This window comes from Segatella buccae ATCC 33574 (genome assembly GCF_000184945.1).
GTDB classification, from domain to species: Bacteria; Bacteroidota; Bacteroidia; order Bacteroidales; family Bacteroidaceae; genus Prevotella; species Prevotella buccae.
Genome location: NZ_GL586311.1, coordinates 1,596,280 through 1,622,228 on the forward strand (window position 1 = coordinate 1,596,280; position 25,949 = coordinate 1,622,228).

General features: G+C 45.7%; 26 protein-coding genes, 1 pseudogene and 1 CRISPR repeat array. Of the genes and pseudogenes, 7 read left to right on the forward strand and 20 right to left on the reverse strand.

Features of this window, described 5'->3' with window-relative positions:
* Nucleotides 1-478 precede the first annotated feature (478 nt).
* Nucleotides 479-964 carry a hypothetical protein gene (locus HMPREF6485_RS06005; protein WP_232209187.1) on the forward strand — a complete coding sequence of 162 codons (486 nt, stop codon included), beginning with the start codon at nucleotides 479-481 and terminating at the stop codon, nucleotides 962-964.
* 100 nt (nucleotides 965-1,064) lie between these two features.
* Complete coding sequence (locus HMPREF6485_RS06010) at nucleotides 1,065-2,093, forward strand: toprim domain-containing protein (protein WP_004345401.1); 1,029 nt, start codon at nucleotides 1,065-1,067, stop codon at nucleotides 2,091-2,093.
* A gap of 115 nt (nucleotides 2,094-2,208) precedes the next feature.
* Here the strand turns inward: HMPREF6485_RS06010 and HMPREF6485_RS06015 are convergent, their stop codons facing one another.
* From HMPREF6485_RS06015 to HMPREF6485_RS06090, 16 genes are all read right to left on the reverse strand, one after another.
* Complete coding sequence (locus HMPREF6485_RS06015) at nucleotides 2,209-2,568, reverse strand: hypothetical protein (protein WP_004345402.1); 360 nt, start codon at nucleotides 2,566-2,568, stop codon at nucleotides 2,209-2,211.
* Between the two features lie 10 nt (nucleotides 2,569-2,578).
* The gene (locus HMPREF6485_RS06020; protein ID WP_004345403.1) at nucleotides 2,579-3,358 is read right to left on the reverse strand and encodes a ParA family protein; all 780 of its coding nucleotides are present in this window, start codon (nucleotides 3,356-3,358) and stop codon (nucleotides 2,579-2,581) included.
* Nucleotides 3,359-3,747: 389 nt separating this feature from the next.
* Nucleotides 3,748-4,200: a hypothetical protein gene (locus HMPREF6485_RS06025; protein WP_004345404.1), complete on the reverse strand. Its 453-nt coding sequence runs from the start codon at nucleotides 4,198-4,200 to the stop codon at nucleotides 3,748-3,750.
* A gap of 39 nt (nucleotides 4,201-4,239) precedes the next feature.
* Nucleotides 4,240-5,835 (reverse strand): DNA cytosine methyltransferase, encoded by a 1,596-nt coding sequence (locus HMPREF6485_RS06030; RefSeq protein ID WP_004345405.1) that lies wholly within the window; start codon nucleotides 5,833-5,835, stop codon nucleotides 4,240-4,242.
* A 3-nt stretch (nucleotides 5,836-5,838) separates the two neighbouring features.
* The gene (locus HMPREF6485_RS06035; RefSeq protein WP_004345406.1) at nucleotides 5,839-6,180 is read right to left on the reverse strand and encodes a hypothetical protein; all 342 of its coding nucleotides are present in this window, start codon (nucleotides 6,178-6,180) and stop codon (nucleotides 5,839-5,841) included.
* Nucleotides 6,181-6,231: 51 nt separating this feature from the next.
* Entirely contained in the window at nucleotides 6,232-6,768 is a 537-nt protein-coding gene (locus HMPREF6485_RS06040; RefSeq protein ID WP_004345407.1) for a hypothetical protein, read from the reverse strand.
* Complete coding sequence (locus tag HMPREF6485_RS06045; protein WP_004345408.1) at nucleotides 6,758-7,072, reverse strand: hypothetical protein; 315 nt, start codon at nucleotides 7,070-7,072, stop codon at nucleotides 6,758-6,760. The genes HMPREF6485_RS06040 and HMPREF6485_RS06045 overlap by 11 nt, the downstream gene beginning before the upstream one ends.
* Complete coding sequence (locus tag HMPREF6485_RS06050) at nucleotides 7,069-7,671, reverse strand: MerR family transcriptional regulator (protein WP_004345409.1); 603 nt, start codon at nucleotides 7,669-7,671, stop codon at nucleotides 7,069-7,071. The genes HMPREF6485_RS06045 and HMPREF6485_RS06050 overlap by 4 nt, the downstream gene beginning before the upstream one ends.
* Nucleotides 7,672-7,693: 22 nt before the next feature.
* A complete protein-coding gene (locus tag HMPREF6485_RS06055; protein WP_234396551.1) occupies nucleotides 7,694-7,924 on the reverse strand; it encodes a hypothetical protein in 231 nt (76 codons plus the stop codon).
* A 179-nt stretch (nucleotides 7,925-8,103) separates the two neighbouring features.
* Nucleotides 8,104-8,616 carry a hypothetical protein gene (locus HMPREF6485_RS06060; protein WP_004345411.1) on the reverse strand — a complete coding sequence of 171 codons (513 nt, stop codon included), beginning with the start codon at nucleotides 8,614-8,616 and terminating at the stop codon, nucleotides 8,104-8,106.
* Nucleotides 8,617-8,627: 11 nt separating this feature from the next.
* On the reverse strand, nucleotides 8,628-9,206 hold the full coding sequence (locus tag HMPREF6485_RS06065; protein ID WP_004345412.1) for a hypothetical protein: 579 nt from the start codon (nucleotides 9,204-9,206) through the stop codon (nucleotides 8,628-8,630).
* Between the two features lie 169 nt (nucleotides 9,207-9,375).
* Nucleotides 9,376-9,891: a hypothetical protein gene (locus HMPREF6485_RS06070; RefSeq protein ID WP_007410640.1), complete on the reverse strand. Its 516-nt coding sequence runs from the start codon at nucleotides 9,889-9,891 to the stop codon at nucleotides 9,376-9,378.
* A gap of 112 nt (nucleotides 9,892-10,003) precedes the next feature.
* Nucleotides 10,004-11,029: a toprim domain-containing protein gene (locus HMPREF6485_RS06075; RefSeq protein WP_004345416.1), complete on the reverse strand. Its 1,026-nt coding sequence runs from the start codon at nucleotides 11,027-11,029 to the stop codon at nucleotides 10,004-10,006.
* 38 nt (nucleotides 11,030-11,067) lie between these two features.
* On the reverse strand, nucleotides 11,068-12,597 hold the full coding sequence (locus tag HMPREF6485_RS06080) for a DUF7833 domain-containing protein (protein ID WP_004345418.1): 1,530 nt from the start codon (nucleotides 12,595-12,597) through the stop codon (nucleotides 11,068-11,070).
* 3 nt (nucleotides 12,598-12,600) lie between these two features.
* Complete coding sequence (locus tag HMPREF6485_RS14155; protein WP_004345419.1) at nucleotides 12,601-12,738, reverse strand: hypothetical protein; 138 nt, start codon at nucleotides 12,736-12,738, stop codon at nucleotides 12,601-12,603.
* Nucleotides 12,739-13,064: 326 nt separating this feature from the next.
* On the reverse strand, nucleotides 13,065-13,556 hold the full coding sequence (locus HMPREF6485_RS06090; protein WP_004345423.1) for a helix-turn-helix domain-containing protein: 492 nt from the start codon (nucleotides 13,554-13,556) through the stop codon (nucleotides 13,065-13,067).
* A 316-nt stretch (nucleotides 13,557-13,872) separates the two neighbouring features.
* Here HMPREF6485_RS06090 and cas1 point away from each other — a divergent pair.
* Both cas1 and cas2 read left to right on the forward strand, forming a co-directional pair.
* Nucleotides 13,873-14,804, forward strand: a pseudogene (cas1, locus tag HMPREF6485_RS06095) (type II CRISPR-associated endonuclease Cas1).
* A gap of 6 nt (nucleotides 14,805-14,810) precedes the next feature.
* Complete coding sequence (gene cas2 / locus HMPREF6485_RS06100) at nucleotides 14,811-15,152, forward strand: CRISPR-associated endonuclease Cas2 (protein ID WP_004345427.1); 342 nt, start codon at nucleotides 14,811-14,813, stop codon at nucleotides 15,150-15,152.
* A gap of 122 nt (nucleotides 15,153-15,274) precedes the next feature.
* Nucleotides 15,275-16,168: direct repeats of the CRISPR family, unit length 48 nt; unit sequence GTTGTTGTTGCTACCACAAAGGTACAAATTTTCAAGCAAATCACAACA.
* Nucleotides 16,169-16,469: 301 nt separating this feature from the next.
* Here cas2 and HMPREF6485_RS06105 read toward each other — a convergent pair.
* Together HMPREF6485_RS06105 and HMPREF6485_RS06110 are read right to left on the reverse strand one after the other, a co-directional pair.
* The gene (locus HMPREF6485_RS06105; protein WP_004345431.1) at nucleotides 16,470-17,156 is read right to left on the reverse strand and encodes a porin family protein; all 687 of its coding nucleotides are present in this window, start codon (nucleotides 17,154-17,156) and stop codon (nucleotides 16,470-16,472) included.
* 601 nt (nucleotides 17,157-17,757) lie between these two features.
* Nucleotides 17,758-18,771: an aspartate-semialdehyde dehydrogenase gene (locus tag HMPREF6485_RS06110; RefSeq protein WP_004345432.1), complete on the reverse strand. Its 1,014-nt coding sequence runs from the start codon at nucleotides 18,769-18,771 to the stop codon at nucleotides 17,758-17,760.
* Nucleotides 18,772-19,015: 244 nt separating this feature from the next.
* Here HMPREF6485_RS06110 and HMPREF6485_RS06115 point away from each other — a divergent pair, with 244 nt between their 5' ends.
* The 3 genes from HMPREF6485_RS06115 (at nucleotide 19,016) to HMPREF6485_RS06125 (ending at nucleotide 22,927) form a co-directional block, all read left to right on the forward strand.
* The gene (locus HMPREF6485_RS06115) at nucleotides 19,016-21,142 is read left to right on the forward strand and encodes a cation:proton antiporter (RefSeq protein ID WP_004345434.1); all 2,127 of its coding nucleotides are present in this window, start codon (nucleotides 19,016-19,018) and stop codon (nucleotides 21,140-21,142) included.
* Between the two features lie 113 nt (nucleotides 21,143-21,255).
* A complete protein-coding gene (locus tag HMPREF6485_RS06120; protein ID WP_004345435.1) occupies nucleotides 21,256-22,020 on the forward strand; it encodes an ABC transporter ATP-binding protein in 765 nt (254 codons plus the stop codon).
* Nucleotides 22,021-22,042: 22 nt separating this feature from the next.
* Nucleotides 22,043-22,927: a CvfB family protein gene (locus HMPREF6485_RS06125; protein WP_044125891.1), complete on the forward strand. Its 885-nt coding sequence runs from the start codon at nucleotides 22,043-22,045 to the stop codon at nucleotides 22,925-22,927.
* On the opposite strand, the gene HMPREF6485_RS06130 is transcribed toward HMPREF6485_RS06125, so the two are convergent.
* Together HMPREF6485_RS06130 and HMPREF6485_RS06140 are read right to left on the reverse strand one after the other, a co-directional pair.
* Entirely contained in the window at nucleotides 22,914-24,206 is a 1,293-nt protein-coding gene (locus HMPREF6485_RS06130) for an MATE family efflux transporter (RefSeq protein WP_004345438.1), read from the reverse strand. The two genes, HMPREF6485_RS06125 and HMPREF6485_RS06130, sit on opposite strands and share 14 nt — an antisense overlap.
* A gap of 540 nt (nucleotides 24,207-24,746) precedes the next feature.
* Nucleotides 24,747-25,919, reverse strand: coding sequence for an AAA family ATPase (locus tag HMPREF6485_RS06140; RefSeq protein ID WP_004345440.1), 1,173 nt, complete (start codon nucleotides 25,917-25,919; stop codon nucleotides 24,747-24,749).
* Nucleotides 25,920-25,949 lie beyond the last annotated feature (30 nt).

A 25,949-nucleotide genomic window follows, 5' to 3' on the forward strand; every position in this document is an offset into this window, starting at 1 on the left:
ACTTACCTGCGGTGCTTGTTTTACATTCACTTATATCTATCTTTCCATTTCCGTTTCTGATTTCGACCTCACTTTTCATCCGCTTGTAGTCATCTTCGACTTTTATTTTGCAAAGGTATCGCAGGCAGGGAACACGGCAAACACCGGAATACTCCTTATTGGCGGAAAACTTTTCATGACCCTCCGAAATCATAGATTACGGTTTCCTGAAAACTTTTACCGGCCAATTGTTTGCCTTAGGTTCCCTTAACGCCCACGATTTCACCTTGCACATAAAAGGTTCGAGATGACGGTTACACCGGAATGATAAAAAAAAGTTCGGGTCGAAGAAACGAAAAACCTATAAAAAGGTTGAGAATCAGGAGGCCCAGAATAAAATATTAAATCATAAACAATTAAAGCTGACCTACCGGCATGACGGGGAAATGATATGACACAGTTTGATTTTATTGATTTGGCGGCAAAAGCTGACCTTGAGTTGATTGAAACGACATCGGAGCGTAATGGTTATCCACGCTATCTGAAAAAGGCCATCATCGGCTTTGACTCTATGGAAGAAGCACGTGAATATGCAGAACAGCATAATCTCTGTATTGAGATCTTCCACAAACGCGATGGTTGGAGTCTTTGGTATAGAACAGGTAATCGGGCATACGATCCTTTTACTCGCACAGCCGAGGACTATGGTGACGACTATCTGTTGTTTACAGCCGATGATGCCAATAATTATTACGAGAACGAAGTGCAGGAAATCATATCAGATTTCGACAACTTCGATGATGTAGAGAATTTTCTGAAAGAACGTCGAGAGGTGTATGACGCTATTTGCGCTCTTGGAGAAGACGAAGCCGTGGTGACATATCAGGGTAGCTTGTATGAGGAAATAAAACTGCATTCCATGAGCTACTACTTTGATACGCATCATTATGCTATCGGACTGATTGACTGGGACAATGAGGATTAACAGCTCACCGTAGACTACAATCTCATTCACTGTATTACATTTTTAGCTGTGCTATCGGCTTGACGGGCAATATGATCAACTAACATTCCAACAAGAAAAAATGAACGAAAGACAACAAATACTTTATCTGACTGGTGGTGGACTGGATGTGTTTACACATTACTTAGGCGATGTATGCCTGAAGAGAATCTTTAAAAATCCTTTCAGGGAGGACAGCCGCCCGTCATGCCATCTGTATGCGAATAAAAACACATACGGACAAGTGGAGTATTATTTACAGGATTTTGGCGATAGCAGCTTCTGTGGCAACTGCTTTGCCATTGTGGCCAGACTGTGCAATATGAATGTAAAGACTGCATTTAAGGATATCCTGAAGGTGATAGACAAAGAGCTTTGCCTGGGATTGTTCAATAATCCATTTCCACAAACAGAAATCATCTATAAACGACTTGTAAAGAGACAGAAGCCGGAGACTTCCTCCACACTTTCATTCCAATACAAGGAAAAGCCTTTTACCATGGAGGAACTGTGTTTTTGGCAGCGTTATGGAATTGATCAGGATACGCTGGGACGCTATCATGTTGCAAGCCTTTCGTCGTGCAGAATGTCAAAAGAGAATGGAAAGGAGTTTACGGTTTATGGCACACCAAAGTATCCGACTTTTGGATACCTCTTTAATAACAATGATGGTATCAAGATTTATTCTCCTTGCTCCAAAAACAGATTTCTCTATGCTGGTGTCCTTCCGAGACCATACATTTTCGGTTGGGAACAGCTACCGCCACAAGGCGAATATGTCTTCATCACCGGCGGGGAGAAAGATGTCATGTCGCTGGCAGCACATGGGTTCCATGCGATATGCCTGAATAGCGAGACTGCCAAGCTTCCTGACAGTCTTATGCAACAACTTGCCGGAAGGTTCCGGACAATTGTTATCCTCTATGATATGGATGCAACAGGACAAAGTGAGTCAAAAAAGCGAGTACAGGAATATACTGGAAAATATAGTGTAAGAAGAGTCCTGCTTCCTCTTTTAGGTGAAAAATCGGAAAAGGACATCAGTGATTTCTTCCGTTTGGGGCACACCGCAGAACAATTAGCTACTATCCTGAATAGTGAAAGACCATAAATTCCATATTATGTATTCCAGTATTTCTGCTTGCATAAAGCAAAAAGGACGAGTGACCATTCCTGATTACTCTTCCTTTTTATGTGTGTAAAGATGATAGTATAGACTTCCATCCTTAGCGAAAGATGTTGTCTATATTGCCTTTGTTAATCTTTTTAGGTCGCACCGCCCCATGCGTCTCTTCATATTTAGATATAACCATGTCAAGACCTAAGGTAATAAGTTCATTGATTTGAATACCCTCTGTTTCTGATATGGTACGTATCTTATTCATGACGTTCTTATCGACGGAGGTACATATTCTTTCCTTTGAACCACCTTTAGATATCGGTTTATCCCCTGGGATGGATGTTACTTTCTCCTTTGAATTGGAGCTTGGATTTGGCTGGTGATTATCTTCCGGAGTTGTACTCCTGACAGAAGTAAGTCCTTCCAAAAGACTGCTCATGGAGTTTTTGTTAATACCTTTGCTCATAAATGTAAATTTATAGGTTCTTTGTCCTGTCTAAAAGTTCTCCTACGAAAGCCTTGTAATCAGCAGCTCCGTTGCTCTTCGGATCATAGTCAACAATATTGACAGCTTCCAGAGGAGCTTCGGCAATCTTGATGTTCTTTCGGATCTTGGTTTGGAACACTTTATCGCCAAGCTTGGCCCTAAGACCATCCTCGATCTGTCTGCTCAAATTGGATTTTTCCCAACGAGTGAGGAGAATACCGGTAATCTCAATCTTTGGATTTAGCTTCTGCTTTACCATTCTGACAAAATCGCTGATCATAGTAAGACCCTGGAAAGGCAGTACTTCTGCAAGCAGAGGTATGACAACCAAATCTGATGCTGTAACTGCGTTAAGAGTAAGAAGCCCCAAAGATGGGGGACAATCTATTAAGATGTAGTCATAATCAGCCTTCTTTTCCTGTAATATGTCTGTAAGGATGTGTTCTCTCGCCATGACAGAAGATAGTTCAAGGTCGGCAGATGCAAGACGCAATGAAGATGGAACGATGTCAAGATTTTCTGCTATCGGATAGATTGCCAGGCTGTAAGCCGTACCCCTGCAAGAGGCGGAAAGAGCATCATAGATGGTCTGATCAACTTGATTATCTTTTAACAGGGAGGTAGTAAGATTGCTTTGGGCATCCATGTCCACCAACAACACCTTGTTTCCCATAGAGGCAAGGATAGAACCTACACTGGCAGTAGTGGTAGTCTTGCCAACCCCTCCTTTGTGGTTGGCAAATGAGATAATTTTTGCTTGCTTTTCCATACCGTTTGATTTATATTTTTTTATATATACGTATTATCGTATTCCTTTATTGATTTATATACGTATAGCCGTATATACAGCTATACGCCTACAAAGATACATAACATATTTTATTTCGCAAAATTTTTACGCCAAATTATTTATTATAACGGGATTTTATACATTTATCTATTAACTTGAAGATTCCACAAAGTATTTGAGCAAGGAGCAGCTTGCTGACTCTCCTGCACTGTCGTAGATATAGACGGAAACCCTTTGCAGAGGTTTTGTATGGCTTATTGACCATCAGCAAGAGCAATAGGCATGTGGCAACATAATAAAAAGTTTTACCTGATTGCGATTGGTTGACTCCTGAAGAGGAAAGTTTACATTCCGGATTCATAAACGATCTATTTTTGAGTTTTAATATTTGGTTGTAGTGCTGCTATTCTCTTACGGAGTTCCTTTGCGAATACCATTTGAGCGTGCATTATCTTATCAAAACCACTACGGTCTCCCCAAAAGTAATCTTCAACTTCGTAGAGAATATCCAAGCATTCCCTTGTGGACAATTCTTTGACACCTACGGTAGGGACTTTGTAAGTTTTAACAAACTTCTCTACATCCTTTACGACACAAGCTTCCAGATTAACCATATGTTGTATTTCTTCAAAAAAATACTTGTAGGCCTCGAATTGAAAATCTTGGTCAACTGTCTGGGGGTCAAGCTCAGGAAGCTTGCCTTCGACAACTTCCAAAGCTTTGATATAACCATCCATGTATCCTCTTAATTGGTTGTCGGATTTTCCCTGAATGGTTTTTGCATATTTTTTTAAGTAATGTGTGAAAATAGTTCTTTTCATATCTATTCTTTTGGTTGTCTTATCTTTCGAATGTTAGTTCTATATTGCTATTGCCTTGGAAATAAGAGCTGCGCAAAGCGACTCGCAGAGTACCCTGCTCATGTTAACTTCAACGGCATTGCCGATATACTTCTTCTGTTCGGCCTGTGTCCCTACAAGGATATAATTGTCAGGGAAACCCATGATGCGTTTCAGCTCATTTATATTCAACATGCGCATCTTGATGTCTATGATTCCATACATGGCCATGAACTCCTTTATCTTGCAAGTCATTTCACTGTCCGTTTCAAATATCCTTATACCGATACCTTTTTCTGTGGAGATAAGGTAAGGGGGCATCTTATCCATCCGGGCAATCAAAGTGAAGCACGGCTTATTGATATCTCCACCTGCAGAGTTGAACTGTGGGTTCATCAAGAAGCAGTCAACTACCTTTTGCTTCGGTGTTGTCAACACTGCAGGGCAAGGTGCATCAATGCTGGAAAGTTGACCACCAGAGGAGTATTCATTTGCCAAAAAACGACTTGAAACCAATCCCAGCCTGTCTTTTGTGGTAAGCGTAGGGCATGGCGATTCAACAGAATGGTTCCCTCCATTACCATAGTAAGCAGTAACAAAGAAATGGTGATCCTTAGTGGTGACAGTTCCGGCAGGAATGTCTATCGATTGGTTCTTGGAATACGGATCTCCACTGAACGCCTTGGACATGAAGCTGACATTGGCAATCCCCAGACGGTTTTGGCAAGCGACAGTTGGGCAAGGCTCGTCAATTCCAGGAGCTGTGTATTTTCCTGTCTGGTTCATTGAATTATACTTAACAAGAAACGTTTCCCTTCCACCGGCGACGAATTTGATTAGGCCTGCGTAAATTCGCTTCAAGGTTTTCTCGCATAGTGGCTTCTTCCTGTCAAAGATGCTTTGGCCGGTATCATCCATGTCAAGCACTTCACGAACAGGCTTCCATTTCTTGTAGGCATGAAACATGCCACTGTCACCATTCTTCGAGAATGTTGGAACAGGAAAAGCTATGGGGAGGCCTTTCTTCGCGAATTGACCGAAAAACCTCTTGCGTGAGGTATATGCGCCGAAATCGGCGGCATTCAGCAAACGCCAATCATAATGATAGCCGTAAGAGATAACTTTATTTGTCCAACGAACATAGCTGCATCCCTTTAACTTTGAAATAGGGTGTCCTTTATCGTCCATATCACCCCAGCTCATGAACTCTTCCACATTCTCAATCTGTATATAGTCAGGATCCAGCTGCTCGATATAACGGAAAAGGTGCTCTGCAAGCGTCCGGCTGTCTGCATCGCGTGGTTGACCACCTTTGGCCTTGCTGAAGTTGGTGCATTCAAGTGAAGCCCATAGGACAACTAAAGCCGATGGGTATTTCATCCTCATTCGGTTCAAGTGAGCTGTAAGGGCAGTAAGGTCAAGTGTGCGAATATCCTCGGTGAAGTGTAATGTGTCGGGGTGGTTTGCTTGATGTGATGCGATTGCATTCGCATCATGGTTGACACAGGCGACAACCCTCGCACACTTTGTTCCATCTAACTTTGCATGTTCAACACCGGTGGAAGTTCCACCGGCTCCGCAGAACAAGTCTATATAGAGTAATTTGATGTTTTCCATTTGCTATTCTATATTACCCTCTACCTTATAACCTTTATTCCGAAGATATGTGGCGATATACTCATCATCACCAACATCTTTAAGTACGTCAAAAAGATACCCTTTTACATACTTGGCAATAGCTTCAGGAGAAGCCAAATCTACATGCTGCGATATGAACTTGCATTTCTTTGTCCTACCTAATTGCTCAAACTCGTATTCTAATCCTTTAGAATTGGTGTCTTCAAACAATTCAGATATATCACCTTGATGATACAACTTCCCATTAATATCCATTGCCGTACCATCACAGTAGTATTGCCTTAACTCTACCACCTCACCTGTCTTTCTAAGTTTTGCTTTCATAATTTAAATGCTATTTGATTAGCATAAGTCGATGCCGTTGTGTGGCTATTTTTATTTATTGCAATCTTCTTTCATGAAACAAATCCAATGAGTATTGGAACGTTTGCCCGATGGATGCCCAAAAATAGGCGTCTCCGAGGTAAGTTTCAATATTTCGGATACCTTGATGTCTGTTTCATTCCATTTGAATATTAAGAATCCTCCAGGCATTAATACTCGAAAGCATTCTGCAAAGCCTTTTCGCAAGACTTCTTTCCAGTCTGCATTGCCAAGAGCACCATACTTTATCATTTGGTAGCCTGTTACCTTGTTCTTTGGACTTGGTTCATTATATATATCGCATGTCTTACAGTTCTCAATACTTCTTAGTAAGTGTGGAGGGTCAAAAACAACCATGCGGAAGCTATTGTCTGGGTATGGCATGTTTGTGAAGTCGGCCTGAACATCGGGGTTGACCTCGAAGTGCCTTCCGTCACATAATGTTGTCTCCATCTTCCTTATGTCCTGAAACAGAACCCTGTCATCATGCTTATCGAAGTAAAACATCTTACCTCCGCAACAGGTATCAAGGATTGGGCTATTTATCATATTTGTTTTCTTTTATGTTAAACATTTCTTTACAGACATCCTCTGCTATTTTCCGGGCTTCTTTCTTGGAAATGTATTGGTCATCGCTTTCATCTTCTTCATTCCATGAATCTACTTCTTCCTCTTCTATATTCCATCCATCATACTCTTTCTCAATTTGCAGGAAAAACCACAGAATAATAAAAATGGCACCTATCCATCCTAAGAAACCAGTATGTAATATCCACAAGAAATCTGCCATTAGCAGTGAACCTATCAAATATACAATGAGTACAGCGAGTATGAAATAAAGCAAATGTTTCATACCTTGCCCTCCAATATTTTTAGAACATCACTATAACGATATAACTCACGGTGGGGAGTAATCCTTGTGGGGACAAGAAATCCTTTCCTTGCCCATTTTCTAAGGGTAGAATAATCAACAAGTAACAAGGATGCTGTTTCTCTTTTTGTCAAGAGCATAGGCTGTCCTTTATGTTGCTTGACCTTACGTTCCAGGTCGAGAAGTTTTTGACGTCGTTCCAGCACGTTGTAAATATCAGTTGAAAGGGTAGCAACTTTGCGAGCTTGCTCTTCATTCACCGCTCTAAGACTGTCTCTAATCTCTGCCATTGACATATCAACCAATCCTTGGAACATATTTGGAAGTTGCTCTTGCAACTTTTCTATCAGCTTGTTGGCTTTGGCTACCGCGAGAGTCTGCTGCATTGCGCGATCTTCCCTAAATCCCATTTCTTCATGAAAGCACATGAATACGAAGAAATATAAGAATAGAAAGAGTGGTATTACCGCTATCCATATCCAAGGAGTGTTGTGCACACACCACATCAAATCCAATGTTGCCAGCGATATTAAGAGGTAGGTAATAATGGCAGCACCTATAAAAAGATATATATGTTTCATTTTCTATTGGCCACATTTAAGATTATTCCATATCAACTTCATAATTCCAATCACAAGCGTCACTTTCGTGAATATGATCAGAAAGCCACTCGAAACCAGTACATACTTGCTCGTCCAAATTCATAAGATCACAGTTTACACGCCCTTTATCTGCCAAGGCGTTTAGATCATCATAAACCTTTTCGCTGACTTCTACGTCATGCAAACCAACAGTATAGGTTACTGTTACGGTTAAATCCTTTATCTTTTTCATTCTGTGTATACTTTTAATATTAAATGTGCTATTGAAGTTCCAATTGTACATGGAAATGATACTCGTTGCATAAACAGACAATTTGCCTGACTTCATTGGGGTCCTCTCCATAGGGAAAGAAAATCATACGCTCCTTGGTCAAACATCTGACTCCTTTCTTTCTTAAATTATACAAGAGGTTAGTCCGTCTCTTTGTCACTCTGTCCATGTGTGCTGAAATTTTCTTTAAGTAGCATATTGTCCTTATGGAATGCTGCTTCAATGTGTTCTACCAAATCAATCGGTCTCGTCACATACGCATCAAACATCTGGTACATCAGCTCGGGCGTTGGTTTCTCGGACATATCAAGGACAAACACTTTCTTGCCTTGCCCTTTCATCCAACCGGCTTCAGAATGGGCAGAGCGGCCACACGGTAAGAGGAGGACACAATAGTCCGCTTCCTGCATGGCGTGAAAGTCTTTTTCAAATGCCTTAACAGCCTCGGGATGGTGAAGCCCTTCCTTGAAATCCCTACAAGTCCACTTCTCGAAGTCCTTATCGACTTTCTCCCAACTGAATCCGCTTAGTTCATTGTCCTCGGGATGCTTGAAGTCATAGGTATAGTAACCCTGAATCCGTAGGGCGTTCAATAAATTCTCGAAATGCTTGTTCCGCCAGCTGCTGGCTAAATAAATCTTTAAAAATCTCATAAGTGTATTTTTTATTTCAGTAATCCTTTACATACCATCTCCACGTATTTGAGACTATCCCGTAATACCGGATAACTTAAACTCTCATATTCAGACCTTTCAAGAAACTCTATCTGTCTGCTGAAGACAGAATTGTCATTGTCAAATTTGTTCAGCAGAAAGTATCTCAACCACATGTCGGCACACCGGGGACGTGGCAAGTCCAAATAATCCAGGATCAGGACGGAAAGTCTCTTCTGTTCTGTACGGTTCAGCACGATGCACTCACCAGTCTCTTTGTCTATCCAGCCACAGAGCATGTGTACGGTGTTGTTCTCTCTGTCGATGGAGATTTGAAAACAAGATGGGCCGAACATCGTTTCTATCTTGTTTGCAAGACCTTGTAATTGCCAAAGGCTGATGGAGCGCTTGATAAAGAAACTGATACTCCTTATGAGCTTCATGCTGGCAAAAGGCTTGAGTTTCTTCTTTTGATAAATCAGAGCCAAGAGCTCTTCTTTCTTTTGCACAAAAGTGTCTGTCTGATAGTACTCGGGGGTACGGATGAGATCCGTAACTCCGGTTTCAATACTTAAAACATAATTAATCATACTTTTACTTGTTAGCGTTTTATACTTGGAAAGGATGCACTTACATCAATCCCTTTATCTTTCATTTCCTGAACTTGTCGTCGTCGTAGCTATGGGTGATTTCATAATAGAAAGCTGCCCCCAAAGCTATCAGCAGGACAAGGATGATTATGACATATACCATACGGCTCTATTTGCTGTTTGTGGTGATCTCAATGGCTTTTACGAACTGCAACAGGTTGTTATAACCTTTGTACAGGGGATTACACTCAATGGCATGCTTGCCATACCGATCCTTTAACGTCTTGGTTATGGTGCAGCCCATGACATCATTGGGAAAGTAGAGATAAACCATATCATAGTCATCTCCTTCGACCGAGATGTGGATGAAGTTCCTTACATCCGACATAATCATGAAATCACAGTCTGAAGGCAGCCTGACAAAGCCATTCTTCTGCAAGGTCTGGTAGGCCAAATAATCCATCATGTCTGCGAACATACACAACTTGTCGCTCCTGTGCTCTTTCTCCATGGGAAGAAAAGTCACACCGGAACTATTCAACGTCATGGGGGAGTCTGTCAGGTCTTGGCCAACAAATTCTATCCCGTTGTTCTGGTTTATGACACCCACCCCGTGATAGGTCTTGGAGAGAAAACGATAGGAGACCGAATGAACCTCCGGAAACTCCTTAACATCAATGCCCATTATACTTGGCGTGGCAGCATCTGTCAAGGTTCTGATCCGAATATTATCGGAGCTTCCTCCTGCGTGCCTGAATATAGTTTTACTTATTTTTCCTAATTTCATTTTTCGATAATTATAGCTTTTCTATCATTGCTTGCAGTTCTTCTGCGGTGTGCCCCAGACGGAAGAAATCACTGATGTCCTTTTCCGATTTCTCTCCGGACAGCGGTAGGTCAAGTTTCTGAACGTTGTATTTCTCGCCGTACTGTTGTATCCGCAAAGCAGATTCCCTTTGCCCGGTTTCATCTGTATCATAGAGAAAAATGATTCGACGGAATCGTTGGGAAAGTTTATCCATTACATCTTCGGGAATGTTGGCCGTCTCGCTGTTAAATGTCAAGGCCGGAAATCCATGCGCCGACAGCGACATGACATCTTTCTCGCCACCTGTGACGAAAACGAGTGCTCCTTCTTCAGGCAGTTGCTCACGCCCGAAGATATAGGGCTTTGGGAAGTGACCGGCATACATGAAACGTGTCTTTGCCTTAGGCCTGTAAATCTTCAGCCTACGTCCGTCATCGAAGAAATATCCGTAGGTCGGAATAGCCTTTGAACCGTAAACGGCAAAGTTTCCACCGGACGATTTCTTGAATGTACAACTGCTGATGCTCTTTACGTTGTAACGTTCCAGCGTTGAAAGTCCAATGCCATATTGCCCCCAATACTCTTCCTCCCATGGCATGAAAGGCTGTGTCACAACCTCAAAACTCGCTATGGAAGAACATTTGTACTTCTGTGAGGGTGTGGCTTTTCTTTTCATCAACACATTGTGCTCACTTCGTTGTTCATCAAAAATGCCAAGCCCAAGGTCTCTGTCTATCACTTGAAGCACTTCGCGAAAGTTGGTTTTTGGGTTGATATTACACAGCCTTCCCACTATCGTAAAGCAGTTGCCACAGAAGCTGCTGTCTCCGAAGTCTTGGAGGTAGTATTGGCCGTTGCCATATCCGCCTCTGTTGGCATACAGATGGCATGACGGGCGGCTGTCCTCCCTGAAAGGGTTACGGAAAGTCCGGGCAAGGCACTTTTCACCAAGGTAGTGAATGAACACAGCCAAGCCCCCATCGGTCATCTGTAATATTCTTTGAGCTTCATTCATAAGCGTAATTCAATCTTAAATGGTTTGTAGTTCTGACCCTATGCAATGCGGTATTGAAGCCGTAACCCTGTACCGAAAAACTTGTGTAACACCGTTCTAACAGTATCAAGGTAATCAGCTTCCAATATCTCAAATATTCGCTTATTCGGAAGAACAAGTGTCAGCGTCTTGGCCACATTGTCGAAGGACTCAAAAGAGACTTGTTGGAAAACCGATGCAAAAGCACGTTCGCTTACAATCTTGGCAAAGGCAGACATACACTTGTCCCAAAGAACTTTTGCATAGTCTTTAGACGGTGTTTGCGCCTTCAGTTTATGCAGCAGCTTCTTTTCATTTCGTTTATACCAGTTACAGAAATAGTCAAGGAACCCCTCCAGTCCTTTTGGAACTTCTTCTTTGCGACACTGCAAGTTCGCCAAGAACAAAGTCAGGGCATTATAGAGCGTTTCCTTATCCGGGAAGCCATAAAGCAGCTGCATCGAGCGCACCCATTCGTCATCACAGACCAATTCTTCAATTGACGAAAATTTTCGCGCGGACGAATAATTATAATAATGAAGATTCTCTATTCTCTTATCTCTATTCTCTTTTATAATAGGATCACGCGCGTAGCCGCCCCCATGACTGTTTGGTAGCATTTTGGTGGCTTCAACTTTTGGACGGTTTTGTTCCCTCTTTTGGCCCTCTTTTTGACCTTTGGGTTTGTAAGTAGCTGTATTTCTGTCATTTACAAAAGACTTGGTAGACATTTCGTAACTGTTTCGTACAGAATTTTGTTGGGCATCTTTTGGCCCTTCTTTTGGCTCCTTTTGTTCAGTTTTTATCCCCCCGTCTTCGAAACTTATAATGGCAGCTCCATTAGATGAGGAGTTTTCCAAATCAGAGAAACTTTCGACTGATGTGACATGACTGGCAGAGGGACCTATTGATGTTACCGGACAGGTGTCCTTGACATAATCGGGGAACTCTATCAAACGAACGGAAGAAAGTTTCTTCTGACCGTTATAACCAATATTCAGGATGCCCAGCTTGCGTAGCTTCTGGAGGGCCTCTTTAATGCCTTCTACAGGAATGCCGGTCGAAGCACTGATCTTCTTCATGTCAAACCATAGCGGATCCTCATAGTTTTCACTCTCCGAGTAAGTATGAAGAAGTAAATGGAGATAAATATGAAGAACCTGTGCGTTCACAAAGAAATCTTGGAAGTCAAGGTCGTAATACAGCTTCACCCAGCCACCTCTCACATTTTCCAAAGCCAGGAACTTTGAAAATTCACGAACGGTAATGAGAACACCGTTACGTCTTAGAGAGGCAACATGGATAATGCCTGCCGCCTTCAGCTTATCTAAAGAACGTCGGGCGGATTTACGGCTTATCTCCAAAAAACCCATGATGTCTTTAATTGAGGTGCGAAACTGCCCCCTCATCGTAATTTTGTCAAAGTAAGGCTTATCCTCCCTTTGAGCATTCAAAAAAATGTGCAGGAACATTTGCACGGCGTTGCTGTCATTATAGAAAGAACAATTATAGAACTTTCTGATAAGACAAATCCATTTGTAATCTCCCATAGGTCAGCTATTTTGGGGTTCAATGGCTATCGCCCTTACTTCTGTATTCTCATTGATGTTCTCGAAATCGTCAAAGATCTTACCGGTTGGATCTACGAGGACAAATGTTGTAATTGTCTTTCTACTGTTATCTATTTCCATACTGCTGTTCTTTTAAAAGTCAATTGTCTGATTCTATTCGAAAGGAAAGAAACTTTGAGCCTCGGTTTCCTTTGATCCAAATACATGTCTCATCGTGGGTGATGGTTTGAATAGATGATAACAAGGATTTACCATGATGCCACCTTACCCGGGCATCTAAGATGAGAGAGAGAATGGTGTTGAATTTACCAATAACCGTTTCCTTTGACCCTTTCTCCCGATACAAGGATGGGGTTATCTGAAAGAGCAAGTCAACCAACCATAGTGGTTTCTTGCGCACATGGACTTCTTTTATGATGTAATACATGAAAATCCGCTTTTAAAGGTTATCCTTTAGGAGAAGGCATACAGACAGGGTTGGTTCTATCTCGGTAGATACCCTCCCTTTTCAAAAGATAGTACACTGTACTTACACTCATGTAGAACTCGTTTGCAAGCACACGCATGGCTGCCATTGGAGAAATAAGTTTTTTCTCTATTATCGGGCCATATTCGTTTATGTACTTATCCACGATTAATTGCCTTCGCTTGACAGTCGGAGTCTCAAAAGCCAATACCTTCTCAACTTCTTCCCGGACATTGGGAGGAAGTTGCGCAACAGCACCGGGAGATACGGATTGGAGTTTTTTTCGCCTTCGTCTCTTGGTTTCGGCTAATTCAGGATCATACACGCCGTTGTCTCCGACATTGCGGTTAATCTCTCGCAATATCGTGGTACGGTCAACCTTTAGAACTTCAGCAATTTCCCTGAAATTCTTCCCCTCTTGAAGGAGCTTGGCAATTTCTTGCCGCTGTTTGGAATCTAATTGCTTTCCCATATTGTTGATGCAAAAGTGTTAAACGGGTCAGAATCTCTTCTTTCCCTCTATTTTTTGTGCATCAACAGTTGTGTTTTTCTTGAAGTTTTAGGACTTCAATACCTACTGATTATCAATGTTTTAAAGTCTATTGTCCAAACGCGCAATTAACACTTTTAACAAATTGTACTTCTAACTTGAACATCGGAAGGTGGAATTTGAGGCAAAGAATAAAATAGGAAGGGCTCTTACGGGTGAAATGATTAAAGCTGTCTGTTGGAAACTTGAAATAGACCGTCTGGGGAATATTCTAAAAGTTATAAAATAATTCTACACCATGATCAAAAAGACACTTTGCTTTAGCAATCCAATTTATCTGAGCTTGCGAGATGCTCAATTAGTGTTGCATTTGCCCGAAGTGGAAAAAGACGAAGCTTTACCAGATCTGATGAAAAGAGATGCCGAGCGCACCATCCCGATAGAAGACATCGGGGTGGTCGTACTTGACAACCGACGTATCACCGTCACATCAGGTGTCTTAGAGGCTTTGTTGGAAAATAATTGTGCCGTTATCACTTGTGGACAGAATGGTATGCCTATTGGCTTGCTTCTCCCTTTATGTGGTAATAAAACGCAAAATGAGCGGTTTCGTTTACAGTTGGATGCTTCCCTCCCTTTGCGTAAACAACTCTGGCAACAGACCATAAAACAGAAAATACTTAATCAAGCGCATGTACTCAGAACCAGCACTGGCAAAGAAACTAATTGCATGAAAGTTTGGGCCAATGAAGTGCGTAGCGGTGATCCTGACAATTTGGAGGCAAGGGCCGCGGCTTATTATTGGCGTAATCTCTTTCCTGCACTTCCCTCATTTGTGCGTGAACGGGAAGGAATGCCACCCAACAACTTGTTAAATTACGGTTATGCCATTTTGCGTGCCGTCATAGCAAGATCATTGGTGGGGAGTGGTTTGTTGCCGACTTTAGGGATCCACCATCATAACCGCTACAATGCTTATTGTCTTGCTGATGATATTATGGAACCATACAGACCATATGTTGATCAGTTGGTAATTGGTATTATCATCGTACATCTGATATGTCCGAAATAACCAAAGAACAGAAAATACAACTTTTGGGTATCTCGATGTTGGATGTGGTCGTGAATGGCAAGCGTAGTCCGTTGATGATAGCTGCTCAGCAGACAACATCCTCACTTGCTAAATGCTTTTCAGGAGAGGTGCGGCATATTAGCTATCCCGAAATGTAACCTGTTATGTCTGGTTTTGACAGATTTAGTGAATATAGAATTATGTGGATTCTTGTATTCTTTGACTTGCCTACGGATACAAAGAAAGAGAAAAAGGCCTATATCGATTTCCGTAAGGTGCTGATTAAAGATGGATTCACGATGTTCCAGTTTTCCATTTACGTGCGCCATTGCGCTAGTATGGAGAATGCTGAAGTGCATATCAAGCGTATCCGCAATAATCTTCCGAAGTTTGGAAAGGTCGGAATTTTGTGTATTACAGACAAGCAATTTGCCAACATACAGTTATTTTATGGGGAAAGGCCTACCCTTCCTAATGCTCCTTTCCAACAGCTGGAACTATTCTGAACGTATTGTATAGAAAGCGAAAATCCCATTCGTTGCGAATGGGATTTTGCTTTGCGGTGTCATTTTATTTTTCTTGCAATAACAAAGTATCTATTTGTAATTCAGTGAATTATAGATATCGAGTTGTTGTTGCTACCACAAAGGTACAAATTTTCAAGCAAATCACAACTTGGAGTATACTACTGTTGCCCGTGCGCGGTTGTTGTTGCTACCACAAAGGTACAAATTTTCAAGCAAATCACAACTGGAAGACCTCTATAGTGAGATCGTATTCTGTTGTTGTTGCTACCACAAAGGTACAAATTTTCAAGCAAATCACAACACCACAGCAACCGCCTTGTGTCCAAAAATTGTTGTTGTTGCTACCACAAAGGTACAAATTTTCAAGCAAATCACAACTTTCCGGCCGCCGAGTGTGGAGTGTCCGTGGTTGTTGTTGCTACCACAAAGGTACAAATTTTCAAGCAAATCACAACTCGAAGTGCGGCCAGGCTATTCCTACACATGTTGTTGTTGCTACCACAAAGGTACAAATTTTCAAGCAAATCACAACTCCCCATCAGGCAGAATGAAAGCCGGAAGCGTTGTTGTTGCTACCACAAAGGTACAAATTTTCAAGCAAATCACAACTGAAATATACGATTTCAGAAAATAGTCGGCGTTGTTGTTGCTACCACAAAGGTACAAATTTTCAAGCAAATCACAACAGGTGCGCCCCGTTGCGGAAGATAACCGAGTTGTTGTTGCTACCACAAAGGTACAAATTTTCAAGCAAATCACAACATAGTTAGCCTTGTCGTCCTGCCCATAGTGGTTGTTGTTGCTACCACAAAGGTACAAATTTTCAAGCAAATCACAACAGTAGATACTCCCCATGCGGCCTCCGGCCTGTTGTTGTTGCTACCACCAAAGGTACAAATTTTCAAGCAAATCACAACCAAAAAGCAACCTGCGATTTGTCAGATACAGTTGTTGTTGCTACCACAAAGGTACAAATTTTCAAGCAAATCACAACATCATCTCACGGACGGTGTACTTCTCCTTGTTGTTGTTGCTACCACAAAGGTACAAATTTTCAAGCAAATCACAACACCTGGTCTGCTCGACCCTCTGCGTGATGGGTTGTTGTTGGCTCAAAAATATACGAATAATTCCATAAATCCAAATCTTCGCATTCATATTTTAAGCAAAAGGATGGTGGCTGTACCGATGTATTGAACTTCGGTACAGTCACCTTTCTATGTTGTGTCGGTGGGTGAGGCGTTTGTGTGGGAAGAGGCGTGGCTATATGAATGAAGAAGCAGCACCTATAGTCGCTTAGAATGTCACACCCACATTGAGGTTGAAGCAGCCCGTGCGAGTGTCGTCGAAAACGTCTTGGCCCACATTGGCGAGACCTATGTCGTAGCCAATGCCTATGGTGAGCATCTGGAAACTCACGTCGCAACCTATTTTCAGACCACCGTCGAAGCGGTTGAAGTAGCCGTCTTCAAAGCTGCTGAAGGCCGCACGCTTGCCGTAGTCCTTGATTTTACCGCCTACGCCGCAGGCCAGATAGCCACCACCGTAGGGCTCGATACTCACGTTGTCGGCAGGAAAGAACTTGTATTTCACCACCAATGGCACTTCAAGATAGTTCAGGCCGTAAGTGAACTTGCCCGAACCGTAGTTGCTCTTGCCGCCTTTCTCGGTGTAGAAGAGGCCCGTCTCGAAGTAGAGTGGGGCAGCAGTGGTGAGCCGTTTGCCCACAATGGCTCCTACGTTGAGGCCCGACTTGGCACTGTTGCCGTCGAGTTGCGGCGAGTCGGAGCTCACGGTGCTCACCCCCAGTCCTATGCGGAACCCGTAGTAGATGTCCTGTTCGGGATATGTACCCATGGTGTAATTGCTGCCGGAGTGGTGGCGATGGCGGGGCGGAATGGGGCGGCCGTCGGGATAATACTGTGCCGAGGCCGGCAGAATGGAGGCGATAACGGCCAGTGAAAGGAATAGTAACTTTTTCATATTTTTTGTCTTTTAAAGTGTGAAACGTTGTTTTCGGGTATGAGGCCTCCATCCGTTCGCCGTCTTCGGAGAAGGTTGACGGACAGGAGGAGCTCAATGATACCGGACGTGCAGACAGGCGGAAAGCATGTTCCGCATAGTCTCCACGCTGGCAAAGTTAGGCAAAAGTTTGTGAACCACCTACGGATTTTGCCTATTTGAGCATAGGCATATCCCTAAATCAACTTTTTTACGCTAAGTTAAAAGTATAGTGAGGTCGTGAAAAAGCTTTACTCCTCGCTTTGGAGGATTCCGATGAGGTTGCCATTCGGCTGAGACGATTTTCCCGGAAAAGCGACTTCTCTTTGACATCCGGCCCAAACGATCTTGCAAAACGGCCACACTTGGAAGCTCGGTCGGGCCGAATGAGAAGCTCGAAGAGCCCCTTTCGCAAGGCCATTCAGGCCTGAATAGCCCCTTTTAGGGGGGTGGGGGACTGTAAGTAGGTGGGTAATCAAAAAAAGGGAAACGCCTATGCGCTTCCCTTGCTTATGCAAAGATACGATATTTTGTGGCTTTTTGCAAATGTCGCATAAAAGATGCTGACAAAAACGGAGCCCATTTACTTTATGTCGCCCACCTTGATCAGATATTCGGCTATCTGCACGGCATTGAGTGCTGCGCCTTTGCGTATCTGGTCGCCCGTGAGCCACAGCGTGTTGCCATTGTCATCGGCAAGGTCTTTGCGCACGCGGCCCACATACACATCGTCGTGGCCTGCACTTTCCAACGGCATGGGATAGACATAGTTTTGCGGGTCGTCGACGAGTTTCACCCCGGGAGCTGCCTCCAGTGCTTGGCGTATCCGGGCCACGCTGAGCGGCTGCTCGGTCTCAAACCACACGCTCTCGGAGTGGCTGCGGAGCGAGGACACGCGCACGCAGGTGGCACTTGTGCGCACATCGCTGTGCATGATTTTGCGCGTCTCGTTGAACATCTTCATCTCCTCCTTTGTGTAGTCGGTCTCGGTCATCGAGTCAATTTGCGGTATCACGTTGTAGGCCAGTTGGTGCGGGAACTTCTTGATGGTCTTCACCTCTCCCGTCTCCACGATCTCTTTATACTGCTGTTGCAGTTCGGCCATGGCCACGGCTCCGGCACCGCTCGCACTCTGGTAGGACGAGACATGCACTTTTCTGATGGGGCTCAGCTTGTTGATGGGTTCCAGCACCACTACCATCATGATTGTGGTGCAGTTGGGGTTGGCGATGATGCCGCGCGGGCGGTTGAGTGCATCGGCCGCGTTCACCTCCGGCACCACCAAGGGCACGTCTTCATCCATGCGGAAGGCACTCGAATTGTCTATCATCACAGTCCCGTGCTTGGTGATGGTTTCGGCAAAATCTTTGGATGTGCTGCCGCCGGCAGAGACAAATGCAATGTCGATATCCTTGAAATCATCGTTATGCTGCAAGAGTTTCACTTCATGGTCTTTTCCCTTGAAGGTGTATTTTCGGCCGGCACTACGCTCGCTGCCAAACAACACCAGTTTGTCCATCGGGAAATTTCTCTCGGCGAGAATGCGCAGGAACTCTTGTCCCACGGCGCCACTTGCGCCAACAATCGCTACTTTCATAATCGGATTTTGTTTAATGAAATAAAGTATGTCGGTTGCAAAATTACAACTTTTTGCGCTATAAAAGACAATAAATCGATGTTTTTTCTTTTGCTTTGATGCAATATCGGTGTTTTGGACGCCTCCACAGGCGACTTTATGGCGAGTGTGGTGACAAAAAGCGGACAAAAGATTTTGATATTCAGACGATTTGCATTAACTTTGCACATATTCTATATAGAACGATCCGTCCACCAAGCCCGCTATGTTGTATATCTCGCATTATTTCCCCATCACCGACCCGACGCTCATCTTTTTTGTGGTGTTGATCATCATCCTCTTTGCGCCGATCATCATGGGTAAGTTGCGCATCCCCCACATCATAGGCATGGTGCTGGCCGGAGTGCTCGTGGGGCAGTATGGACTGAACATACTCAAGCGCGACTCCTCGTTTGAACTTTTCGGGCGTGTGGGCCTCTATTACATCATGTTTTTGGCCGCTCTGGAGATGGACATGCAGGGCGTGAAGCGCAATAAGTATCGTATGCTCGCTTTCGGTCTGTTGACTTTCTCCATCCCCTTCATCCTCACCTATTTCATGGGCACCTGCCTACTCGGCTATTCCGGTTCGGCTTCGCTGCTGTTGGGGTGCATCATGGCTTCCAACACGCTCATAGCCTACCCCATCGTCACGCGCTACGGGTTGCAGCGCAAGCCCAGTGTGACCCTCAGTGTGGGGTCGAGTATGCTCTCTCTGCTCATGGCCCTGCTCGTGCTGGCAGGCCTTGTGGCCTCCCATCAGAACTCGGGTGGGGCTGCCTTTTGGGTGTGGTTTGCTTTGCGTTTCGTCCTCTATTGTGCCGCGATGATATGGCTCATCCCCCGGCTGACGCGCTGGTTTCTGCGCCGCTACAGCGATGCGGTGATGCAGTTTATCTTCGTCATGGCCATTCTTTTCATGAGTGCCGCCCTTTCCGACATAGCCGGTGTGGAGGGAATCTTCGGCGCCTTCCTCGCCGGCCTCATCCTCAATCGCTACATTCCCCATGTGTCGCCACTGATGAATCGCATTGAGTTTATCGGCAACGCACTGTTCATCCCCTATTTCCTCATCGGTGTGGGGATGATTATCAATGTGGGGCTGCTCTTCAGTGGAGGCCACATCTTGTGGGTGGTGTTCTGCATCGTGCTCTTCGGCACGCTCGGCAAGGCCCTTGCCGCCTACGGGGCTTGTCTGGGATTCCGTCTGCCCGTGTCGTCGGGACACATGATGTTCGGTCTCACTTCGGCCCACGCCGCCGGCAGCATTGCCATGGTGCTGGTGGGAATGAGGCTGGTGGTGGCTCCGGGGAGGTATCTTGTGGACGATGACATGCTCAACGGCGTGGTGTGCATGATACTCTGTACGTGCATCATCTCGTCGATGATGACCGACTGGTCGGCCCGTAAAATCATCCTGCGCGACAACACGCTGCCCGCAGATGACGGCCGGCAGGCCGACGATGAGAAGATTCTCGTGCCGGTGAAGTATCCCGAATATGCCGACCTGCTCATGAGTCTGGCCATGCTCATGCGCAATCCTAAGCTCAATCGCGGACTTATAGGGCTCAATGTGGTCTATGACGACAAGGACATGCGCTACAACCAAGAGCAGGGCCGCCGCCTTCTTGACCATTGTATGCAGCTTGCTGCGGGTACTGACGTAAGGATGCAGACCCAAGTGCGCATTGCCGCCAATATCGCCAATGGCATTAAACATGCCTTCAGCGAGTTTCAGGCATCCGAAATCATCATCGGTATGCACATGCACAAGGAGGTCTCAACCAAGTTCTGGGGAGAGTTCCATCAAAGCCTTTTTAATGGTTTACGCCGCCAGATAATTATGGCCCGCCTCCGCCAGCCGCTCAATACCATCCGCCGCATACAGGTGGCTGTGCCCTCACGGGCCGAGTTTGAACCGGGATTCTATCGCTGGCTCGAACGCCTGTCGCGTCTGGCCGGCAATCTGGAGTGCCGTGTGCAGTTTCATGGACGTAAGGAGTCGTTGGCCCTTATCAACGAGTTTGTGCAAAACCGGCATCCTGCCGTGAGAGCCGACTATGCTCTCATGGAGCATTGGAACGAACTTCCGCGCCTGGCTTCCACCATAGCTTCCGACCATCTCTTCGTGGTGGTGGCGGCGAGAAAGGGTACGGTGTCTTACAAGACGGCTCTCGACCGGCTGCCCGATGAGCTGACACACCACTTTTCGGGTATGAACTTGCTCATCATTTTCCCCGATCAGTATGGTGAAGCACCCGACTCCATGACCTTTGCGGAGCCCCAGCATCAGGAGGAAGTAAGTGCCTACGAGTTGCTCAGTTCGTGGGTAAAGCGCCATTGGCGGCGTTGAAATCTGCGTCAAAGGTCGCCGGAAAAAACGGTTGGCGGTGACAGGAGTGGCAGGAATAAGAGTCCGAGCATCTCTATTAAGTAACAAAAATCACATCAAATGATAGACATCAAATGATAGACATCAAAGGTATAACCAAGAGCTTCGGCTCGTTGCAGGTGCTCAAAGGCATTGACTTGCGTATAGACCAAGGAGAGGTGGTGAGCATCATCGGCCCCAGTGGGGCGGGTAAAACCACACTTTTGCAAATCATCGGTACACTCGACCGGCCCGACAGTGGGCAGGTCGTGGTAGACGGTGTGGATGTCGGTAAGTTGTCAACGGGAAAGTTGAGTGACTTCCGCAATCTGCATCTCGGTTTTGTTTTTCAGTTCCATCAGCTCCTGCCCGAGTTCTCAGCACTTGAAAACGTGATGATTCCGGCGTTTATCGCGGGTCGGAGTAGGGGAGAGGCCAAGCGGAGGGCAACTGAACTTCTTGACTTTATGGGGCTTGCCGACCGTGCTTCCCACAAGCCCGCCCAACTGTCGGGAGGCGAAAAGCAGCGTGTGGCCGTGGCCCGTGCGCTGGTAAACAATCCGTCCGTCATACTGGCCGACGAACCTTCGGGCAGTCTCGATTCCAAGAACAAGGACGAGCTCCACCGCCTTTTCTTCGACCTGCGCGACAAGTTCGGCCAGACGTTTGTCATCGTGACCCACGACGAGGGACTTGCTGCCATCACCGACCGAACCATACATCTGAAAGACGGGCAGGTGGTTGGAGATTCCTTGGGTGCTGCCCATCCTGAACGGTCTGCCGGTGCTGAGCCGGCTCCAAGCACGCCGTCCCCGGCAGAAGAAAGCCCGGTAACAGAAGGAAAGGAAAATGCCGGATAATCATTTAAACAAAGAGAAGATAATGGAAAAAGAAAATCAGTATAACGACCCACGCCAACCGAGACTTGGCGAATACAATCGGTTGCGTGTGAAAGAAGTTGCCCGCCGCGAAGGCTATGGCGAGGTGTTCGGCATGTATCTCGACGGAGGCCGCGAGGGAGACATCCTCATGCCCCAGCGCTATGTGCCCGAAGGGTTGCAGCCGGGCGACGAGGTGGAGTGTTTCATCTATCTCGACCAAGACGAACGCCCCATCGCCACCACCGAGAAACCGCTGGCCAAGGTGGGAGACTTTGCCTATCTGGAAGTGAAATGGGTGAATGAATACGGAGCTTTCCTTGGTTGGGGACTGATGAAAGACCTCTTTTGTCCTTTCCACGAGATGAAACGAAAGATGGTGATAGGCGACAGCCATGTCGTGTATGTCCACATCGACGAAGAGAGTTACCGCATCATGGCTTCAGCCAAGGTTGACAAGTTTCTCGACACCTCTCGTCCGCCCTATCGCCCCGGTGATGAAGTGGAGCTGCTTGTGTGGAAGAAGACCGACCGCGGCTTCAAGGTGATTGTGGACAACCGCTTTGCCGGCCTGCTCTATAAAGACCAGATATTTCAATATGTGCATGCGGGCGACCGCATGAAAGGCTACATTAGCCAAGTGCGCCCCGACGGGAAGATTGATGTGGCCCTGCAACCTGTGGGCCGGAAGCAGACGACCGACTTTGCCGAAACGCTCTATCAGTATCTCAAGGACAACGACGGCACGTGCGACCTTGGCGACAAGAGCGAGGCCGATGACATCTATGCGCGTTTCCACGTGAGCAAAAAGGTGTTCAAGCGTGCTGTGGGCGATCTCTATCGCCGCCGGCTCATCGAGGTGAGTCCCATGAGCATCAGGCTCGTTTAAGGTAGATGACCGCTTCCACAACACCCCTTGCGAAAAGATAAACGATGAAGGCCAGCCACAACGCGTGGTTGGCCATTGTTGTTTTCAGGCCCATGTAGACGGCGAAGAAACACACAGCAGCCATCACCGATGACAGCAGCAGCCCCTTGGTGTGGGTGATGCCCACGAAGATGCCGTCGAAGATGAAGGCGGCCATGCCTGCCGCCGGTATGGCCACTGCCCACGGGAAGTAGGCTCCCGCGGCCTCCACGACCGTCTCATCGCTCGTGAGCAGGTGCAGGAAAGCGTGTCCCCCACTTATATATAATAAGGTGAAAGCTACCGTGACGATGCTCCCCAGCACGAAGAGTCTCCTTACCGTCTCGTGGAAGGCCTGCCGGTTGCCCGCCCCGTGGTAACGGCCGCAAAGTGCCTCTCCGGCGTAGGCGAACCCGTCGCTGAAGTAAGAGAATATCGTGAAGAGCTGCATGAGCAGTGTGTTGACGGCCAGAATAAGCACCCCCTGTCGCGAACCGGCTGCCGTGAACGAGAGAAACACGGCCACGAGAAAGAGTGTGCGCAGGAATATGTCGCGGTTGACAACGAAGAAACGGACAAGTGCTTCGCGATTGAACAGCCCTTGCAAGCGGGCGTGGATGCGCAACCGGCCGTAGTGCCGCCACAGCAGTGAGACGGCTATAAGCAGTCCGCCCCACTGGGCGATGACCGTTCCGGCTGCCACACCGGCTATGTCCATCCGGAAACCGAGCACCAGCGTGAGGCTGGTCACGATGTTGATGATGTTTTGCGAGATGGAAACCACCATCGGCAGGCGTGTGTTCTGCATGCCCACGAACCATCCCGTCAGCCCATACAGACTCAGCATGGCGGGAGCCCCCCATATACAGATGTTGCAGTAGAGCCGGCAGAGGCCGAGCATGGAGTCGTCGGGCTGCATGGCCCACAGCCCCAGGCTGATGACGGGGCGTTGCAAGAGCACGAATAGCAGCCCGATGCCGAAGCCGATGGAGAGCGTGCGCAAGAGGATGCGCACCACCTCGTCGAGCTCCCTGCGGCCGTAGGCTTGCGATGTCATGCCCCCGGTGCCCATGCGCAGGAAGCCGAACACCCAGTAGAGCACGTTGAATATCGTCGTGCCTACGGCTATGGCACTGATATACCGGGCATCGCCTATGTGGCCTACAATAGCCACATCGACAAGTCCCAATAGCGGCACCGTGATGTTGGAAACAATCGACGGCAACGCCAAGCGGAGTATTTGTTGGTCGCGATGATGCATAGTGTTCTGCAAAGGTAGATAAAAAAGCCGGAAAATGAAGCCCGCCGTTTCTGAAGATTATTAGTCTCTCCTTGCCATGCAGTGTATCTCGAAGTTTTATGCGGAGACTTGTTGGCACACCATATTTTTACAGTTGTACATCCAACGGAGTTTCCTTAATTTGAAGGTCTGACTTCAGCCTTTTCCGAAACTCGACTTTTGCTTTTTGTATGGCAGTCGTAATTCGCGGAGCAACCTTTGTGCATACAACATACGAGTGACGATTGCCATCATGTTCGCCAAGTTTAAGGATGGTTGTACGAAGTTGTACGATTGCATGTGGAATGTCAGACCCTTTCAGTTCTATATATCTTTCTTCATGTTCATCGGCAGAGCAAAGCATGTTGTCACACTTCGCACCCTCATGTAAAGCACCCCCGTCTACTTTTACCTTTTTGTATAAACTCCTTTGAGAATTGTGAAATCTGATAATGCTTCGTAGTTTCTGAAACTTTATAATGGAGTCTGTTGTTTTCCTCACACAGCTGTCCGGCACGTTTCTCATATATTCAACAGATAGTCAAAGTCGTTACTTATTTCTTGCGAGGCTGCATCAATGGCGTCAGCGGAAATCAAACGGAAGTCTTCGTCCATGATAGAATGGTTTCTCCCGTTCGACATCTCAAAGGCTGCAACTTCATCATAGCATAGTGTTTGGCGTTTGGGCATTATCACAGAAACTTTATCTGCCTTCTCTTTAGACATTGCCATCGTCTCACCCGCCAAAATGATATTGTTGAATGCCGTTAGGATATATGGACTGTGAGTTGCGAGGAAACATGTATGTTGCACATTTCCATTAAGCATTTCTACAAGTGAATACACAAAACTTTTCTGTGTAGAAGGAAAAATGTGCGCTTCAGGTTCTTCAACGAACAAGTCTGTGTGGTGGGGGGTGAGAATCGTGTCGATGATATTCTGCTGTTCTCCCTTGGTCAGACCGGCACATTCCTTTGCCACAACTTCATGCAAGTTTTGTCTGAGCATGTCTTGTTCAACGTTGGTATGAGCTTCCTTATAATATTCCGAAGTTAGATAGCGAAGCATCACATATAGAGGAGTCAAGGCTTGAAGCCCACTCGATGCGACTGTCAGATCAAGTTCCTTTCCATTTTCCAGCTTTATGCGATCTCCTTGATTATACGCATTATATTCGTATTTGACAGGTAAATCAAGTATCTGTTCTCCTTTTAGGAATGCCTTGCGGGCAAATTCCCACTCTTTCATGAAATCAAGAATGTTATCCTTATTCATGTTCACTTGATACCAGTTTGGTATTGCAGCCACAAGATTTCTCTCAGCCGGGATATAGGCAATCTTGGTCCGCTTGTATTTCCAACGCTTCGCCTCGTTCCATTTGAAGGTACATTTCTTGTTCTTCTCTGAATAATCAAAGGAAACGGCATCATTTTCATATCTGATATAAGTCTCCTGTTGCAGATAGCCTTCCAACTTGTGAAAACCTATAAGATTTTCGATGAAGAAGTTTGAGTCGCAGTATTTATCAGGATTTTGAGTTAGTTCTATCTGCCTTTCCATCCAGTCGCAGAAACATGCAATCTTCAGTATGGTGCTCTTTCCGGAACTCTGTGGCCCAATAATGATATTGACACGTCTTAAATCCATGTCCGCCTCTTTTATTGGACCAAAATGGCGAATTACTAAGTGTTTCATATTTGATGATGGTTTTAGCTCAAAATCCTA

Coding starts and splice junctions, on each gene's coding strand:
- HMPREF6485_RS06010 (WP_004345401.1), top strand. CDS start 1,065: ATGAACGAAAGACAACAAATACTTTATCTGACTGGTGGTGGACTGGAT.
- HMPREF6485_RS06015 (WP_004345402.1), bottom strand. CDS start 2,568: ATGAGCAAAGGTATTAACAAAAACTCCATGAGCAGTCTTTTGGAAGGA.
- HMPREF6485_RS06020 (WP_004345403.1), bottom strand. CDS start 3,358: ATGGAAAAGCAAGCAAAAATTATCTCATTTGCCAACCACAAAGGAGGG.
- HMPREF6485_RS06025 (WP_004345404.1), bottom strand. CDS start 4,200: ATGAAAAGAACTATTTTCACACATTACTTAAAAAAATATGCAAAAACC.
- HMPREF6485_RS06030 (WP_004345405.1), bottom strand. CDS start 5,835: ATGGAAAACATCAAATTACTCTATATAGACTTGTTCTGCGGAGCCGGT.
- HMPREF6485_RS06035 (WP_004345406.1), bottom strand. CDS start 6,180: ATGAAAGCAAAACTTAGAAAGACAGGTGAGGTGGTAGAGTTAAGGCAA.
- HMPREF6485_RS06040 (WP_004345407.1), bottom strand. CDS start 6,768: ATGATAAATAGCCCAATCCTTGATACCTGTTGCGGAGGTAAGATGTTT.
- HMPREF6485_RS06045 (WP_004345408.1), bottom strand. CDS start 7,072: ATGAAACATTTGCTTTATTTCATACTCGCTGTACTCATTGTATATTTG.
- HMPREF6485_RS06050 (WP_004345409.1), bottom strand. CDS start 7,671: ATGAAACATATATATCTTTTTATAGGTGCTGCCATTATTACCTACCTC.
- HMPREF6485_RS06055 (WP_234396551.1), bottom strand. CDS start 7,924: ATGAAAAAGATAAAGGATTTAACCGTAACAGTAACCTATACTGTTGGT.
- HMPREF6485_RS06060 (WP_004345411.1), bottom strand. CDS start 8,616: ATGAGATTTTTAAAGATTTATTTAGCCAGCAGCTGGCGGAACAAGCAT.
- HMPREF6485_RS06065 (WP_004345412.1), bottom strand. CDS start 9,206: ATGATTAATTATGTTTTAAGTATTGAAACCGGAGTTACGGATCTCATC.
- HMPREF6485_RS06070 (WP_007410640.1), bottom strand. CDS start 9,891: ATGGGCATTGATGTTAAGGAGTTTCCGGAGGTTCATTCGGTCTCCTAT.
- HMPREF6485_RS06075 (WP_004345416.1), bottom strand. CDS start 11,029: ATGAATGAAGCTCAAAGAATATTACAGATGACCGATGGGGGCTTGGCT.
- HMPREF6485_RS06080 (WP_004345418.1), bottom strand. CDS start 12,597: ATGGGAGATTACAAATGGATTTGTCTTATCAGAAAGTTCTATAATTGT.
- HMPREF6485_RS14155 (WP_004345419.1), bottom strand. CDS start 12,738: ATGGAAATAGATAACAGTAGAAAGACAATTACAACATTTGTCCTCGTA.
- HMPREF6485_RS06090 (WP_004345423.1), bottom strand. CDS start 13,556: ATGGGAAAGCAATTAGATTCCAAACAGCGGCAAGAAATTGCCAAGCTC.
- cas2 (WP_004345427.1), top strand. CDS start 14,811: ATGTCTGGTTTTGACAGATTTAGTGAATATAGAATTATGTGGATTCTT.
- HMPREF6485_RS06105 (WP_004345431.1), bottom strand. CDS start 17,156: ATGAAAAAGTTACTATTCCTTTCACTGGCCGTTATCGCCTCCATTCTG.
- HMPREF6485_RS06110 (WP_004345432.1), bottom strand. CDS start 18,771: ATGAAAGTAGCGATTGTTGGCGCAAGTGGCGCCGTGGGACAAGAGTTC.
- HMPREF6485_RS06115 (WP_004345434.1), top strand. CDS start 19,016: ATGTTGTATATCTCGCATTATTTCCCCATCACCGACCCGACGCTCATC.
- HMPREF6485_RS06120 (WP_004345435.1), top strand. CDS start 21,256: ATGATAGACATCAAAGGTATAACCAAGAGCTTCGGCTCGTTGCAGGTG.
- HMPREF6485_RS06125 (WP_044125891.1), top strand. CDS start 22,043: ATGGAAAAAGAAAATCAGTATAACGACCCACGCCAACCGAGACTTGGC.
- HMPREF6485_RS06130 (WP_004345438.1), bottom strand. CDS start 24,206: ATGCATCATCGCGACCAACAAATACTCCGCTTGGCGTTGCCGTCGATT.
- HMPREF6485_RS06140 (WP_004345440.1), bottom strand. CDS start 25,919: ATGAAACACTTAGTAATTCGCCATTTTGGTCCAATAAAAGAGGCGGAC.